Source organism: Stenotrophomonas sp. SXG-1 (assembly GCF_014083965.1).
GTDB classification, from domain to species: domain Bacteria; phylum Pseudomonadota; class Gammaproteobacteria; order Xanthomonadales; family Xanthomonadaceae; genus Stenotrophomonas; species Stenotrophomonas geniculata.
In genome coordinates this window covers 4,475,001-4,491,060 of record NZ_CP046588.1, presented here as the reverse complement: position 1 = coordinate 4,491,060, position 16,060 = coordinate 4,475,001, and the positions used below count along the sequence as shown (strand labels likewise).

12 protein-coding genes (1 of these 12 running past the window's edge) are annotated in these 16,060 nt (G+C 68.0%); 9 read left to right on the top strand and 3 right to left on the bottom strand.

Going from position 1 to position 16,060, the window contains the following annotated elements; genetic code table 11:
• The first annotated feature begins 687 nt into the window (after nucleotides 1–687).
• From folE to GOC52_RS20435, 4 genes are all read left to right on the top strand, one after another.
• Nucleotides 688–1,299 carry a GTP cyclohydrolase I FolE gene (gene folE / locus GOC52_RS20450; RefSeq protein WP_004141296.1) on the top strand — a complete coding sequence of 204 codons (612 nt, stop codon included), beginning with the start codon at nucleotides 688–690 and terminating at the stop codon, nucleotides 1,297–1,299.
• A 112-nt stretch (nucleotides 1,300–1,411) separates the two neighbouring features.
• Nucleotides 1,412–2,881 (top strand): DUF3375 domain-containing protein, encoded by a 1,470-nt coding sequence (locus GOC52_RS20445; protein WP_010487509.1) that lies wholly within the window; start codon nucleotides 1,412–1,414, stop codon nucleotides 2,879–2,881.
• Complete coding sequence (locus GOC52_RS20440) at nucleotides 2,868–3,569, top strand: DUF4194 domain-containing protein (protein ID WP_005421303.1); 702 nt, start codon at nucleotides 2,868–2,870, stop codon at nucleotides 3,567–3,569. Before GOC52_RS20445 ends, GOC52_RS20440 begins: the two co-directional genes overlap by 14 nt.
• Before the next feature lie 16 nt (nucleotides 3,570–3,585).
• Entirely contained in the window at nucleotides 3,586–6,966 is a 3,381-nt protein-coding gene (locus GOC52_RS20435; RefSeq protein WP_191850363.1) for an ATP-binding protein, read from the top strand.
• A gap of 105 nt (nucleotides 6,967–7,071) precedes the next feature.
• On the opposite strand, the gene GOC52_RS20430 is transcribed toward GOC52_RS20435, so the two are convergent.
• Complete coding sequence (locus GOC52_RS20430) at nucleotides 7,072–7,851, bottom strand: sulfite exporter TauE/SafE family protein (protein ID WP_029550807.1); 780 nt, start codon at nucleotides 7,849–7,851, stop codon at nucleotides 7,072–7,074.
• Nucleotides 7,852–7,953: 102 nt separating this feature from the next.
• Between GOC52_RS20430 and GOC52_RS20425 the strand changes: the two genes are divergently transcribed.
• Nucleotides 7,954–8,346, top strand: coding sequence for a YchJ family protein (locus GOC52_RS20425; protein WP_164194373.1), 393 nt, complete (start codon nucleotides 7,954–7,956; stop codon nucleotides 8,344–8,346).
• A gap of 3 nt (nucleotides 8,347–8,349) precedes the next feature.
• On the opposite strand, the gene GOC52_RS20420 is transcribed toward GOC52_RS20425, so the two are convergent.
• Nucleotides 8,350–9,630 (bottom strand): GGDEF domain-containing protein, encoded by a 1,281-nt coding sequence (locus tag GOC52_RS20420; protein ID WP_191850361.1) that lies wholly within the window; start codon nucleotides 9,628–9,630, stop codon nucleotides 8,350–8,352.
• A gap of 150 nt (nucleotides 9,631–9,780) precedes the next feature.
• Here GOC52_RS20420 and egtB point away from each other — a divergent pair, with 150 nt between their 5' ends.
• The 4 genes from egtB to GOC52_RS20400 all read left to right on the top strand — a co-directional run bounded on the left by egtB (nucleotide 9,781) and on the right by GOC52_RS20400 (nucleotide 15,094).
• On the top strand, nucleotides 9,781–11,052 hold the full coding sequence (egtB, locus tag GOC52_RS20415; protein ID WP_109815281.1) for an ergothioneine biosynthesis protein EgtB: 1,272 nt from the start codon (nucleotides 9,781–9,783) through the stop codon (nucleotides 11,050–11,052).
• The gene (gene egtD, locus GOC52_RS20410; protein WP_191850359.1) at nucleotides 11,049–12,023 is read left to right on the top strand and encodes an L-histidine N(alpha)-methyltransferase; all 975 of its coding nucleotides are present in this window, start codon (nucleotides 11,049–11,051) and stop codon (nucleotides 12,021–12,023) included. The genes egtB and egtD overlap by 4 nt, the downstream gene beginning before the upstream one ends.
• Nucleotides 12,024–12,107: 84 nt before the next feature.
• On the top strand, nucleotides 12,108–14,294 hold the full coding sequence (locus GOC52_RS20405; RefSeq protein WP_191850357.1) for a lytic murein transglycosylase: 2,187 nt from the start codon (nucleotides 12,108–12,110) through the stop codon (nucleotides 14,292–14,294).
• Between the two features lie 26 nt (nucleotides 14,295–14,320).
• Complete coding sequence (locus GOC52_RS20400) at nucleotides 14,321–15,094, top strand: DUF2628 domain-containing protein (RefSeq protein ID WP_043403041.1); 774 nt, start codon at nucleotides 14,321–14,323, stop codon at nucleotides 15,092–15,094.
• A 6-nt stretch (nucleotides 15,095–15,100) separates the two neighbouring features.
• Here the strand turns inward: GOC52_RS20400 and GOC52_RS20395 are convergent, their stop codons facing one another.
• Nucleotides 15,101–16,060: the 3' portion of a benzoate/H(+) symporter BenE family transporter gene (locus GOC52_RS20395; protein WP_049412904.1), read on the bottom strand. The gene runs 228 nt beyond the window's last position; only the last 960 of its 1,188 coding nucleotides appear in the window; its start codon lies beyond the right edge, outside the window; its stop codon occupies nucleotides 15,101–15,103.

Below are 16,060 nucleotides of genomic sequence, written 5' to 3'. Positions count from 1 at the left end.
AGAGATAGATAGGATACTACTAATTTCATTCCTATCAATGGTTTTGCTGAATGGGTGGGTGGGTTGAGGAAAGCGTTGCGCCTGCCTGGTGCCGGGTGGGGCGGCGGGGGCCGGACGGTGCAGGACACGCCGTGAACCCCCCTCCGGGGTCCGGCCCAGCCGCTGGCGGCTGTGCGTTCGGGCGCTTGCGATGCATGCCTCGCAAGCAAAGCGCCCTCACCCTTGGGGGCTCGGCCGCGGCATCCATGCCGCGGACGGTCCTGCCCCGCCCGGCCCCCGCTGCCTTCCCATCCCCCCGCGAGCGCGGTGGGTTGGCTCTTTAAAGGCAGGGGCAGAAGCCAAAGCTGTGCGGACCAACGGTTCGCACCCACCACAGCAGTCGCGCAGTCGCGCGGCGCTTCCGAAGCCATGAACCCAAGCTTTTGACCCCGCTTTCGGGCGGTCCGGCCGCGCCCGCAGGAAAACGTCAGGGAGGGGGAGAGGGGGCTGCGCAGGACCGTTGGCGCCATGGATGGCGCCATCGAGCCCCCAGGGACGGGTTCACGGCGTGTCCTGCGCAGCCCCCTCTCCTCCTCCAATCCGATAGCAACGACGCGCCAGCAACGACCCCCGATGAACCGTCCCAACAGGACGACCCACCCCCCGGTCGGGTACGATGCTCGCCCCCCGTTCGGGACGCTGTACGCAATGAGCAAGAACAACGAAAAGGCCGCCCCGCAGGGCGACGTGACCCAGGACCAGGCCGAGGATGCGGTGCGCACCCTGCTGCGCTGGGCCGGTGAGGACCCGTCCCGTGAAGGCCTGCTGGATACCCCCCGCCGTGTCGCCGAAGCCTACGGCGACTGGTTCAGCGGTTACCGCGACGACCCGCGCGCCTACATGGAGCGGACCTTCGAGGAAGTGGCCGGCTACGACGAACTCATCGTCCTGCGGGACATCGAGTACGAAAGCCACTGCGAGCACCACATGGCGCCGATCATCGGCCGCGTGCACGTCGGCTACCTGCCGGCCGGCAAGGTGGTGGGCATCAGCAAGCTGGCCCGCGTCGTCGAAGCCTACGCCCGGCGCTTCCAGGTGCAGGAAAAGATGACCGCGCAGATCGCCCAGTGCATCCAGGATGTGCTGCAGCCGATCGGTGTCGGCGTGGTCGTTGAAGGCGCCCACGAGTGCATGACCACGCGCGGCATCCACAAGCGCGGCGTCAGCATGGTCACCTCCAAGATGCTGGGCAGCTTCCGCGACGACGCGCGCACCCGCGCCGAGTTCCTGCGCTTCATCGAAGTGGGCGGCAAGCGCTGAGCCGCTTGCCCGCACCGCGCCGGCCCCTGGCGGCCGGCATGCCCACGGCTGCCCCCGCGGCAGCCGTGCATGGCGGCTCGTCCCTGTCAGCCCTACAGACTTCTTTCGCTGCATGAAGCATCGCGAACGCATTGCCCGTTACCGCCACCTGCGCGAACAGCCCCAGTGGAAGCTGCTTGCCGCCGACCACGCCCCGGAAATCATCGGCCTGTTGCAGGGCCTGCTGATGGACGGCGAGCGCACGTTGCCTTCATCGGTGCTCAACGAGCGCCTGCAGCGCGCGCTGGACCAGCTGGCCGGCGATGAACTCTCGCGCGAGCTGCCGCGTACCGCGCAGGCCTACATCGCGCACTGGCTGGCCCAGGGCTGGCTGGAACGCCGTTTGCCCGAAGGCGCCGACCAGGAGCAGTACGAGCTGTCCACCGCCGCACTGCAGGCGATCCGCTTCGCCGACGGCCTCGAGCAGGCCCGCGTGGCCGCCACCGAAAGCCGCCTGGCGCTGGTCATTGAGCAGCTCTCGGCGCTGGCTGCGCAGACCGAAGCCGATCCTGATGCGCGCCTGTCCGCGCTGCACGACGAGCGCGACCGCATCGATGCCGAAATCGCCCGGGTCGGCACTGGCCGCGTGGTTGCGCTGGACGGCAAGCGCGCGCTGGAACGCACCCGCCAGATCATCGGTCTGGCCGACGAGCTGACCGAGGACTTCCGCCGTGTGCGCGATGACTTCGAGCAGCTCAATCGCGATTTCCGCGAACGCATCATCGACGACGAGGGCGAGCGCGGCGACGTGTTGTCGCAACTGTTCGAAGGCGTGGATGTCATCGGCGAAAGTGACGCCGGGCGCAGTTTCCAGGCGTTCTGGCGCCTGCTCAACGACGCCGAGCAGAGCGCCCAGCTCGATGCCGCGCTGGAAGCGGTGCTGGCGCGTGGCTTTGCGCGCCGCCTGGACCGCAACGAACGCAACTTCCTGCGCAGCTTCACCAGCACCATGCTCGAACGCGGTGGCCAGGTGCACGACGTGCTGCAGAACTTCGCGCGCAGCCTGCGCGGCTTCGTGCAGAGCCGTGGCTACCTGGAACAGCGTCGCCTCAACCAGCTGCTGAAGCAGGCGCAGTCCGAAGCGCTGGCCCTGCGCGACGAATTCCCCGCACAGCGTGGCATCGGCCGTGACCTGCAGTTGACCACCAGCCGCCTGCGCTCGTGGTCGCAGTGGAGGCTGCACGATCCGCGCAGTGCCCAGGTCGATGGCAATGTCGAGTACAACGACGCCGCGGCCATCAGCCTGGAAAGCGTCGGTGATCTGGTCGCCTCGTCCGAAATCGATTTCCGTACCCTGCGCCGCGACCTGCACGACCTGCTCGATGCACAGCCGCGGCTCAGCATCGCCCAGGCCCTGTCGCAGCGCGAAGCGCCGCAGGGCCTCGGCAGCGTCATCGGCTACCTGTCGCTGGGCACGCGCTTCGGCAACGTGGTTGCCGGCGAGCAGGAGCTTGCGCAATGGCGTGGTGGCGACGGCCAGATCCGTCGCGCCCGCATCCCGCTGGTTTGGTTCACTCAGGAGAGACGCCATGAGCTGGCATGAAGATCCCATCGACGCACCGCAGGCCGACGTGGCGGAAGACGCCTACGAGGCCGAGCCGGTGGCGGCCGTGGCGCAGCCCCGCCGTGGCAACGACGTGTATTACCTCGGCGATACCGGGCGCCTGCCGCTGGACGCACGCCGCGCGCTGTGCCAGCTGCTGATCGGCCCCAGCATCGACCAGCTGCGCCACGCCAAACTGTGGCCGGCGCTGATCCGCAGCGAGGCGGCCATCCGCTCGTCGCTGGCGGACCTGTTCCTGGAACTGGTGCTCGATCGTGACAGCGGCGTGGCGTTCACCCGCCAGGCCGATACCGAAGACGTTGATGCGCCGGTGCTGCTGCGCACCTCGCCGCTGACCTTCATCGACTCGGTGCTGCTGCTGTACCTTCGCCAGCAGCTGGCCGAGGCCGATGCGCGCGGCAACCGCGCGGTGGTCGCCGATGCCGAGATGGCCGAAGCGTTGGCCATCTACGAAAAGAACCTGTCCACCGACCGCGCCGGCTTCAACCGCCGTGTCGCTTCGGCGGTGCAGAAGATGAAGGACAACCACATCCTGACCCGCCTCAGCGGCCAGGAAGACCGCCACGAAGTCTCGCCGGCGCTGAAGCTGCTGTTCTCCGCCGAAGACGTGTCCCAGCTCTCGGCGGTCTACCGCCAGCTGCGCGAAACCCCGGCCGCCGAGGCCTGAGAGACCCGACCATCGCATGGCTATCTCCAAGCACACTCCCGCCCTGTTCAACGAAGGCCTGCCGGACCCACGCCTGCAGCAGTTCCGCATGCGCCGCCTGCAGATGCACAACTGGGGTACCTTCAACGGCCTGACCGAAGTGCCGATCGCCGAGCGCGGCTTCCTGTTCGTCGGCCGTTCCGGCTCGGGCAAGTCGACCCTGCTCGATGCCATGTCCGCGCTGCTGACGCCGCCGGCCATCGTCGACTTCAACGCAGCCGCGCGTGAAGCCGAACGCAGTGGCCGCGACCGCAACCTGGTGTCCTACGTGCGTGGCGCGTGGGCCGACCAGCAGGACAGCGGCACCGGCGAAATCGCCACCCAGTACCTGCGCAAGGGCGCCACCTGGACTGCGCTGGTGCTGGAATACCGCGCCGGCGATGGCCGCGTGGTCAGCCTGGTGCGCCTGCTGTGGATCTCCGGCAACGGCACCTCGGCTGGCGATGTGCGCAAGCACTACATGATCGCCGAGCGCCCGTTCGACATCGCCAAGGATCTTGGTGGTTTCGACCTGGACCTGCGCAAGCTCAAGCAGAAGCTGTCCGACCTGCACCACTTCGACACCTTCTCCGGTTACGCCGAGCGCTTCCGCGACCTGCTCGGCATCGACAACGAGATGGCGCTGCGCCTGCTGCACAAGACGCAGTCGGCGAAGAACCTGGGCGACCTCAATGTCTTCCTGCGCGACTTCATGCTCGACACGCCGAAGACCTTCGACGCCGCCGAGCGCCTGGTCAGCGACTTCGCCGAGCTTGATGGCGCGCACCAGGCGGTGGTCACCGCGCGCCGCCAGGTGGAAACCCTGTTGCCGGCGCGCGCCTACTACAACGACCTGAAGGAAATGCATCGCCGGCGTGGCGACGACGAAGCGCTGAAGCTCGGTGTTGACAGTTTCCGCGAAAGCCGGCGCCAGGCGCTGATCGAGGCGCGCCTGCGCGAGATGGACGTGCGTGACCGCGGCCTGCTTGGCGAAGAAGCCCAGCGCCGTGCCGCACTGGACAACCACACCGAGCGCCTGGCCGAACTGGAGCTGCAGCGCCGCCAGCAGGGCGGTGAGCGCATCGAGGAACTGGAACGCGAGCAGGGTCGTGCCGAAGCTGAGCGCGACCGCCGCCAGGCCAAGCGCGAGCAGGCACGCCAGGCGGCGCAGCAGCTGCAGGCGGAACTGCCGGACGACGCCCACGGCTTCGCCGAGCTGGTCGAGCGCGCGCAGAACGAGCTGCAGGACCGCCAGCGTGCCTCTTCGGCGCTGGACGACGCGATCAGCGATCGCCTGGGTGGCAAGCGCGATGACGAGCGCCGCTTCGGCGAAGTCCGTGCGGAACTCGAAGCGATGCAGCGCACGCCGTCCAACATCCCTGCGCCGATGCAGAAGCTGCGCGCGCGCCTGGCCGAGGAAACGGGCATCGCCGAAGCAGCGCTGCCGTTCGTTGGCGAACTGATCCAGGTCCGCTCCGAAGAGCAGGGCTGGCAGGGTGCCATCGAGCGCGTGCTGGGCGGTTTCGCGCTGTCGCTGCTGGTCGATGACAAGCATTACAACGACGTCGCCGAGTGGGTGAACCGTACCCACCTGGGCATGCGCTTCACCTACTACCGCGTGCGCCGCAACGATGATGCGTTCGCGCGCGAGCCGTCGGCGAAGTCGCTGCTGCACAAGCTGGAACTGCGCGAGCACGTGTTCGAAAGCTGGCTGCGCCGTGAGCTTGGCAAGCGCTTCGACTACGAGTGCGTGGATGCCAAGCAGCTGCGCAACGTCGATCGCGGCATCACCCGCGAAGGCCAGGTCAAGCATCCGGGCGACCGCTTCGAGAAGGACGACCGCAGCGCGGTGGGCGACCGCCGTCGCTGGATTCTCGGCTTCAACAACCACGACAAGGTCGGCGCCTTCGAGCGTGAAGCGCAGGAACTGGCCAAGCGTATCGCCGGCTGCGAGACCGACATCGCGCGCCTGCGTGGCCAGCGTGATCGCGACAACGAACGCCGCCTGGCCTGTCACGAGCTGGTCAGCATCAGCTGGAACGAGATCGATATCGCCGCCCCGCAGCAGCGCCTGAGCGATATCGAAGCGACGCTGCGCGACCTGCGCGAAGGCAACGCCGACCTCGCCAAGCTGGCCAAGCAGATCGACGCGGTGCGCGCGGACATCGAACAGTCGCGCCGCACCTATGAAGACGTCCGCGTCGAGCGTGGCCAGCTGGTCAAGGAGCGCGATCGCCTCGACCGCGCACGCCAGCAGAGCCGTGCGCTGGTGCTGCCGAGCCTGGCCCAGGAGCAGGAAGCCGGCCTTTCCGAGCGCCTGCAGGAGCAGGGTCCGCTCAGCCTGGAAACGCTGGAAGCGCACATGCGCCAGGTCAGCAACGCGCTGAACGAGCAGCTGTCGTCCTCGCAGCAGGACCTCAACCGCATCGAGAACCAGCTGATCGGCTGCTTCCGTCGCTTCATCCAGCAGTGGCCGGAGGAATCGGGCGACTTCACCGTCTCGGTGGCCTCGGCCGAGGACTTCCTCGCACGCCTCGAACGCCTGGAGCGCGATGGCCTGCCGCAGCACGAAGAGCGCTTCTTCGATCTGCTGCAGAACCAGAGCAAGAACAACCTGCTGGCCCTGCAGCGGCACAGCGCCGAGGCCCGCAAGTCGATCGGCCAGCGCCTGGACGAAGTGAACGCCAGCCTGGAACAGGTGCCGTTCAACCGAGGCACGCTGCTGACCATCGAACTGAACGACCGACGCCTGCCGGAAGTCGGCGAGTTCCATCTGCAGCTGCGCGAAGTGCTGTCGCAGCAGCAGACCGAGCAGCGCGAGCTGGCCGAATCGCAGTTCACCGTGCTGCGCCAGCTGGTCAACCGCCTGGGCTCGCAGGAAGGCGAGGACAAGCGTTGGCGCGAGCTGGTGCTGGACGTGCGCATGCACGTGGAGTTCATCGGCGTCGAGCTGGATGCGGAAACGCGCCAGCAGGTCGAGATCTACCGCAGCGGCGCCGGCAAGTCCGGTGGCCAGCGCCAGAAGCTGGCCACGACCTGCCTGGCGGCCGCGCTGCGCTACCAGCTCGGCGGTGCCGACAGCCAGCTGCCCAGCTACGCCGCGGTCGTGCTCGACGAAGCCTTCGACAAGGCCGATAACGAGTTCACCGCACTGGCGATGAACATCTTCGACAACTTCGGCTTCCAGATGGTGGTCGCCACCCCGCTGAAGTCGGTGATGACGCTGGAACCGTTCATCGGCGGCGCCTGCTTCGTCGAGATCAGCGGCCGCCACGACTCCGGCGTGCTGCTGATCGAGTACGACGAAGAAGGCAAGCGCCTGAAGCTGCCCGAGCGCAGCCGCCAGCAGGCCAACGAACCGGAAGAAGCCGAGGCCTGAGCGCCTCGGGCAATCCACCTGTAGGGCCGAGCCATGCTCGGCTGCTCTTCGCGACCTGAAACAACGTGCCAACCAAGGTTGGCACCTACCATTTCATAACGTCCCTCACGAACCGCGGAACGTATCCCACGCCATCCGCGCGATCAGCACCACCACCAGCCCCACGAACAGCTTTCGGATGAAGGGTGTGCCGCCCTTCAGCGCCAGGCGCGTGCCCACCACCGAGCCGATGATGTTGGCTGCTGCCATCGGCAGCGCGAACAGCCACAGGATGTTGCCGGTCGGCACGAAGAACGAGATTGCCGCGACGTTGGTGGCCAGGTTCACCACCTTCGATGCCGCTGACGCGCGCAGGAAATCCAGGCCGAAGAAGCGGACGAACAGGAAGATCAGGAAGCTGCCAGTGCCCGGCCCGAAGAAGCCGTCGTAGAAGCCGATCGCCGCACCGATCGCCAACGCGATCACCAGTTCGCGGCGGCCGATCTCCTGCGGCCGGTGCAACGCGCCGAAGTCCTTCTTCCACAGTGTGTAGCCCAGCATCGCGATCAGCAGCACCAGCACCAGTGGGCGCACCGCGTCCTTGGGCAGCAGGCTTACCGCCGTGGCCCCGGCGAAGGAGAAGATGAAGGCCGTACCGGCCGCGAACAGTACCGGCTTCCACGGGAAGCGCACATTGCGCGCATAGCGCCAGGCCGCCGCACCGGTACCGAACATCGAACTGAACTTGTTGGTACCAAACAGCATCGCTGGCGTCTGCTGCGGCAGCACCGTGAACAGTCCAGGCAGCTGCACCAGGCCACCGCCACCCACGGCGGCATCCACAAGACCGGCGATGAAGGCGATCACCACCAGCCACCACAACTCGGGGGGAACCAGTTCCAGCACGGCGATCAATCAAGGTGGGGGCGCGACAGCATACGCCTGTCCTGTACCCGGCGACCTGTGCCGTGCGTGGATCAATCCGCGCAACCCGGCGACAATGCTGATATGAGCCGAAAACCTGCCGATCCCTGTCCCTGCGGCCTGCCCGCCGACTATGCTGCCTGCTGCGGCCGCTTCCACGCCGGTGAAGCCGCGCCGGATGCCGAGCGCCTGATGCGTTCGCGCTACAGCGCCTATGTGCGGGGCCTGGCCGACTACCTGCGCCAGAGCTGGCACCCGGACACGCGTCCGGCCGAGTTGTCGCTGGATGATGCGCCCGGCCAGCGTACGTATTGGCTGGGCCTGACCGTGCACGAGCACACCGTCACCGGCGCCGGCAGCGCTGAGGTCCGGTTCACCGCGCGCTACCGGGTGGGCGGCGGCAGCGCGGTGAAGATGACCGAGCACAGCCGCTTCCTGCGCATCGAAGACCGCTGGTATTACCTCGACGCGCTCTGAGCCTCAGCCACCGCGTACTGCCAGCGCGCCCTGCCCGGCATACGCGCGCACCTGGTTGCGGCCTCCGTCCTTGGCGACGTACAGCGCCTGGTCGGCAGCCTTGACCACCGCCGCCGGCCGCAGACCGACGCGGGTGTCGGCCAGACCGATGCTTACCGTTACCTGCACTACCTGTCCGCTGCCGCCGCGCCCGCGCTGCTGGCGCCCGGCGTCATCGTCGCGGCTGCGGGTGCTGCGGTCACGCAGCTGCATGCGGGTGTCCTCGATGCTCTGCCGCAAGGCTTCCACGGCATCGACACAGGCCATTGCCGGGCGGTCCAGGAACACCACCGCGAACTCCTCGCCGCCATAGCGGAACGCACGTCCACCATCACCCACGCGCGCCAGCCGTGAGGCCACCAGGCGCAGCACGTCGTCGCCGGTGTCGTGGCCGTGGGTATCGTTGAACGATTTGAAGTGGTCCACATCCACCATCGCGATGCTGTAGGTGCCGCGTGCCCGCTGCAGGGTCTCGTTGAACGCGCGGCGCCCGGGCAGGCCGGTCAGCTCATCGCGGAAGGCCATGTGGAACGACTCCTGCAGCATCGCACCCAGCATCAGCAGCAGGGCAGCGCTGCTCAGCGCTGGCAGCAGCACCGGCTGCAGGAATACCCGTGGCAGCATCCACCACAGGCACAGCAGGGCCAGCAGCATCGCCGTGTGCAGCGGCCGCGGATGCCGCCAGGCCTGCCAGCCCAGCGCCGCCGTGGCCAGCAGGAACAGCAGCGCCGGCAGCTGCGCCAGCGCGTTCCAGTCGGCCGGGATCCACGCCCAGTGACGGTTCGACAGCAGATCGTGCATGCCGCGCGGCTGCTGCGTGGCCAGCAGCAGGAAGATCAGCAATGCCGTACCGCTGGCGACGGAGCGCAACAGCAGGTCGTGGCGGCGACGCCCGCGCTCCGGCCACAACGACAGGCCGGCGAACAGCAATGGCAGCCACGCCGAGATGGCATGGAAGCGCAGGGGTGTCAGCGCGCCGACATGGCCGCTGCGCAGGTAGCCGCCCACGTCCTGGTGCAGCAGCGCGAACATGACCGCCACCACCAGCAGCAGGCAGAGCGGACGTACCTGGTGGTAGAGCAGGGCCAGGCCGGCACCGAGGCAGGCCAGCAGCCAGGGCAGGATGCGCTGCGCCGGGCTGGCCACGTCTGCGGTATCCAATGCGGTCCATACCACTACGGCAACCAGCAGGACGGGCAGCACGAACAGGTAGTGCGCAGGCTGGCGGAGCGGATGCAGGGGCAAGCAGGAATTCCAGCGCGGTGACGACGCGGCCGCAGCATTGCCGTTAGCGGCGTGCGGGGTGGCTTCTTGAATGCGGCAGGCTCATCCATGTGAACGAAGTGACGCTGAACCATGACATTGCACTCACCGTCCAGCGCCGATGCTGCCCACATGGACAGCGTACCCGCCGCCGTCGCTGCCCCGCAGCACGATCTCGCCCACCAGTTCGCACGGGTGCGTGCGCGCAGCATGCAACTGGCCGCGCCGCTCAGCGCCGAGGACGCCATGCTGCAGAGCATGGCCGATGCCAGCCCGAGCAAATGGCACCTGGCCCACACCACCTGGTTCTTCGAACGCTTCGTGCTGGCGGGTTTCACCGCTGCACCGGCGCATGACCCCGCCTGGGATTACCTGTTCAACAGCTACTACAAGAGCATCGGGCCGGCGCATGCCCGGCCGCAGCGTGGGCTGCTGTCGCGGCCATCGCTGCAGCAGGTGCGCGACTACCGCCAGCAGGTCGATGCACAGGTGCAATCGCGGCTGGCGGCAGGCGACCTTGATGAGCAGGCACTGCAGCATCTGCAGTTGGGCCTGCAGCACGAACAGCAGCACCAGGAACTGCTGCTCACCGACATCAAGCATGCGTTCTGGTGCAACCCGTTGCAGCCCGCCTACCGCGAGGACCTGCAGCCTGCCGCCAGCGCTGCCAGTGCGCAGGGCTGGATCGAATCACCCGAGCGCATCGTCACCGTCGGTGCCGCAGCCTGGCCGCAGCACGCCGCCTTCGCCTACGACAACGAATCGCCGGCGCATCGCGTGCTGCTCCCCGCGCATGCGCTCGCTGAGCGTCCCGTCAGCAATGCCGAGTACCGCGCCTTCATCGACGCCGGCGGCTACCGCGAGCCGCGCTGGTGGCTTAGTGAAGGCTGGGCAATGCGTGAAGCCGAGGACTGGCGGCATCCGCTGTACTGGGATGACGCCCTGCAGCGCGAGTACACCCTGGGCGGTTGGCGCGGACTGGATCCGCACGCGCCGGTCTGCCACCTCAGCTACTACGAGGCCGATGCCTTCGCCCGCTGGGCCGGCGCGCGCCTGCCCAGCGAGTTCGAGTGGGAGGCCGCTGCCGCGTCGCAGCCGCTGCGCGGCCATTTCGCCGATGACGATCGGCTGCACCCGCAGGCAGGGCAGGGCCGTGGACTGCGGCAGCTGTTCGGCGATGTATGGGAATGGACCCACAGCGCGTATGGCGCCTACCCGGGCTTCCGCCCCTTCGCCGGCAACCTCGGTGAATACAACGGCAAGTTCATGTGCGGGCAATGGGTACTGCGCGGCGGCAGCTGCGTGACGCCCCGCGGCCATGTGCGCGCCAGCTACCGCAACTTCTTCATGCCACCGGCGCGCTGGCAGTTCTCCGGGCTGCGTCTGGCCAGGGACCTCGCATGAGTACGGTGCAGGATGCGCTGCAGGCGTTGACCGATCTCACCCCCGGCCGCCAGCAGGTCCTCACCGACGTGGTGGCCGGGTTGTCGCGCACGCCCCGCCAGCTGCCGTCCAAATACTTCTACGATGCACGCGGCTCGCGCCTGTTCGAGCAGATCACGCAGACCCCCGAGTACTACCCCACGCGCACCGAGCTGGCCCTGCTGGCGCGCGTGCTGCCGGACATCGCCCGCACCGCTGGCCCGCGCCTGCACGTGGTGGAGCTGGGCAGCGGCAGCGGACGCAAGACCGCGCTGCTGCTGGCCGCGCTGCAGAACCCCGTGGCCTACACCCCGATCGAGATCTCGCGCGCCGCGCTGCTGTCCAGCATCGACCATCTGGCACCGGCGCTGCCCGAGGTGGAGATGCTGCCGGTCTGTGCCGACTTCACCCATCCCGTGGCCGTGCCCCTGCCCGAACGCGAGGCCGCGCGACGACTGCTGTTCTTCCCCGGTTCCACGCTGGGCAACTTTGAAGGCGAAGACGCCGTCGCCCTGCTGCTGGCGATGCGCCAGACGATGGGGCGCGACGGCCTGGCCCTGGTCGGGATCGATCTGCACAAGGACCCGGCCCTGATCGAGGCGGCCTACAACGACGCGCAGGGCCTCACCGCCGCATTCACCCTCAATCTGCTGGCGCGCCTCAACCGCGAGATCGGCAGCGACTTCGATCTCGATGGCTTCCGTCATCGTGCCCGCTACAGCGTCGCGCGGCTGCGCATCGAGACCGATCTGGTCAGCCAGCGGGCACAGGACGTCCATCTGGATGGCCGGACCTTCCACTTTGTGGCCGACGAACCGATTCGTGTGGAGTACAGCCACAAGTACACCGACGACAGCTTCGAGGCGCTGCTGCAGGAGGCGGGACTGCAGGTCACGCAACGCTGGAATGCCGACAGTCCCGCCTACGGCCTGCGCCTGCTGCGTGCCATCTAGGGCGGACGGCCAGCCGGTGCCCCTTCAGGTTCAGCAGTACCGCTACCCCTAAGATGGCCGTGCAACGGCAACACGGAGGACGCCATGCCCATTCTGACCACGCTCGGCCTGGCGGCCGCTCTCGCCTCACCCCCCGTGCTGCCTGCAGCATCCAATGCCACCGTCGATCCGGCCTTCAGCCGCTGCCTGGCGGGCCTGCAGGCCACCGCTGCGACACAAGGCATCAGTCCCGACCGTTTCAACGAGATCACCGCCGGGCTCACCCCGGACCCCAGCGTGCTCGGCCTGCTCGATGCGCAGCCCGAATTCACCACGCCGATCTGGGACTACCTGGCCGCGCTGGTCGATCGCCAGCGCGTGGCTGATGGTCGCGCCATGCTGCAGCAGCACCGCGACCTGCTCGATCGGGTCTCGGCGCAGTACGGCGTCGATCCGGCCACCATCGTCGCGGTCTGGGGTGTGGAGAGCGACTACGGCCGCGTGTTCGGCAAGCGCCCGTTGCTGCAATCACTGGCCACGCTGTCCTGCGCCGGCCGTCGCCAACCCTTCTTCCGCGGTGAACTGCTGGCGCTGCTCAAGCTGATCGACCGCGGGGACCTGCAGGCCCAGGGCCTCACCGGTTCCTGGGCCGGTGCCTTCGGGCATACGCAGTTCATGCCCAGTACCTATGCACGCATCGCCGTGGACGGTGATGGCGATGGCCGCCGCGATCTGGTCGGCAGCGTTCCCGATGCGCTGGCGTCCACCGCCAACTACCTCAAGCGCGCCGGGTGGCGCAGCGGAGAGCCGTGGGGCATGGAAGTTCGCGTTCCTGCCGGCTTCAACGCCAGCCAGGCGGGGCGCACCCAGCGTCGCGCCCTGGCCGACTGGCGTGCGCAGGGCGTGACCGCGCTGGATGGCAGCGCGTTGGCTCCGGTCAACCTGCCGGCGGATGCGCGCGCCGCCCTGCTGCTGCCGGCCGGCAACAAGGGCCCGGCATTGCTGGTGTTCCGCAACTACGACGCGATCTACAGCTACAACGCTGCCGAAAGCTACGCGCTGGCGATCGCCACGCTGGCCGACCAGCTGCGTGGCGGCACGGGCCTGGCCACGGCCTGGCCGACCGATGATCCCGGTATCGGCCGCGATGAGCGCCGCCAGCTGCAGACCCTGCTGCTGGCCCGCGGCCACGACATCGGAAGCGCCGACGGCATGATCGGTACGGCCACGCGTCGCGCTATCCAGGTCGAGCAGCAGCGCCTGGGCTGGGCCAACGCAGATGGGCGCGCGGGACAGCGTATCCTTCGCACTCTGCAGAACGCGCCGCGCACTGCACCGGTGCCCACGCGTTTCATGCTTCCCAGCAACTACAGTGCCGTGCAATCGCCGGCCATACGGAGTCGATCCCACGTGCAGCAGATCCAGGGTGTACGCAGCGGGCAGTACCAGGGGCTCGATGCCTGGCTGGTGGAAACCGGCGACGCCAGCGCGGCCATCAGTGTGTTTGGCGGCCAGCTGCTTTCCTTCGTGCCCAAGGGCCAGCCGGATCTGATGTGGCTGTCCCCCCGGCGCGCCGAACTGCCCACGCCGATCCGCGGAGGCAGCCCCGTCTGCTGGCCGTACTTCGGCCGCCAAGGCCAGGGCAACGACGTGCCCGCCCACGGTTTCGTCCGTACCGTGCCGTGGGAACTGCAACAGGCCCGTCGCTTGGACGACGGCAGCATCGAGCTCACGCTGGCACCCCCGGTGCTGCAGAGCCTGGACCTGCGATTGAGGATGACTGTGCGTGTAGGCCGCCAGTTGACCCAGCGACTGATCACCGAGAACGTCGGCAGTTCCCCTGCCAGCATCACCCAGGCGCTGCACAACTATTTCCGCGTGGGTGATGCCAGCGCGGTGGATGTGGACGGCGTGGACGGACTGGACTATCTGGACAAGTTCGAGAACTATGCGACGCCGCGTCGGCAGCAGGGCGCCTGGACGTTGCGCGATCCCCGTGATCCCGGGCGCAGCGACCGCATCTACACGCAGGCCAAGGGTCACTATGTCCTGCGTGATCCGGTGCTGAAACGCCGCATCGACATCCGTACGGAAGGAAGCCGCTCGCTGGTGGCGTGGAATCCCGGTGCCGAGGCTGCAGCGAAGATGGCAGATGTGGGTGAGGGCTGGCGCGACTACGTCTGCCTGGAAGCGGCCAACGCCGGACCCGACGTGGTGACCCTGCCGCCGGGTGGCAGCCATGTGCTGTCACAGACATTGTCCGCGGCACCGTGGACACCGGTAACCCGGTAACGAATCAACGCAGCAAGGATGTTTTCATGCAGGACGCACAGTGGTGGTACGCCAACAGCAGGCAGAGCGAAGGACCGGTGGACCTGGCCGCCCTGCGTCGCCTGCAGCAGGATGGCACGGTGACGGCACGCACGCTGCTGTGGCGCGAAGGCATGCCCTCGTGGCGCCCCTTGGCGGAGCTGGAACAGGATTCAACGCCCATCGAGATGGCGCCGGCTCCGGATATCGACACAGCCCCACCGGTTGAGGTCGTTGCGCCAAGTGTCGGCGATCCGTCCGATCCGTATCGAGCCCCCGCCGCTGCACCGGATACGGCTGCCGCCGCGGGGCTGGAGGGCGAGATGGCCTTGTACGCCAGCGTGGTCGGCGGCAACTTCCCGATCTATCGCCAGCGCTGGCGGCTGGATCAGGGCATTGCCACCGCCAGTGGAACCTGGCACTGGCCGGCCTTCCTGCTCGGCCCGATCTGGATGATGTACCGCAGGATGTACCGCCTGGCGGCAATGTGGGTCGGCCTGCTGCTGCTGATCAGCGTGGTGGAGACCTTGCTGGATGTGCCCGAAGGCGTGTCGCTGGTCATCACCATCGCGCTCAGCGTCACCACCGGCACCTTTGGCAACACCTGGTACCTGGCACACTGCCAACGCCTGATCGCCCAAGCCCGTGCCGTCAGCGGCGGCGATGACGCACGGCTGCGCAGCGAGCTGACCGCACGCGGCGGCACCAGCGTGGTCGCCACACTGGCCGCCATCGTCATCTCGGTGGTGTTGAGCACCGTCGGCGCCGCACTGGCGGGGTAGGACAGGTCAGCGGCCCTGACGCGGCCGCAGCACCAGCAGGCACAGCGCACCGGCCACCAGGCCCCAGAACGCCGAACCGATGCCGGCCAGTGAGACGCCGGAGGCGGTGACCAGGAAGGTGACCAGTGCCGCCTCGCGGTCCTGCTCTACTGCCAGCGCACTGGCCAGGCTGTTGGCGATGGTGCCGAACAACGCGATACCGGCCACGCAGGCCACCAGCTCCTTTGGGAAAGCCGCGAACAGGGCGGCCACGGTGGCACCGAACAGCCCGATGACAATATAGAAAGCCCCAGCGGCCATGGCGGCGGTGTAGCGCCGTGCCGGATCCTCGTGCGCATCACGGCCCATGCAGATCGCGGCCGTGATCGCGGCCAGGTTCAGTGCGTAGGCACCGAACGGCGCCAGCAATGTATTGACCACGCCGATCCAGCCGATCAGAGGCGACACCGGCGCGTCATAGCCGGAGGCACGCATCACTGCCACACCGGGGATGTTCTGCGAGGCCATGGTGACCACGAACAGGGGCAGGGCGATGCCGGCTACCGCAGTCCAGGACAGGGACGGGGTCACCCATTGCGGCACCGCCAGCTGCAGCTGCACCTGCTGTGCGTGCAGCAGGTCACGGCTGGCTGCGACCGCGATGCCGACCAGCAGTGTGGCGATGACCGCATAGCGCGGGAACAAGCGGCGTCCCGCCAGCCAGGTGGCGAACATTGCCAGTGCCAGTACCAGTTGGGAATTCATGGCCACGAACACGTCCAGACCGAAGCGCAGCAGCACGCCGGCCAGCATGCCGGCGGCCAGCGCCATCGGCACCCGCTGCATCAATCGTGCGAACACCCCGGAGAAGCCTGCCAGCATGCCAAGCACCGCAGCGAGCAGGAATGCGCCGGTGGCTTCAGCGAGCGAGTCGCCACCAGCACCGACCACCAGCATCGCCGCGCCCGGTGTCGACCATGCGGTCAC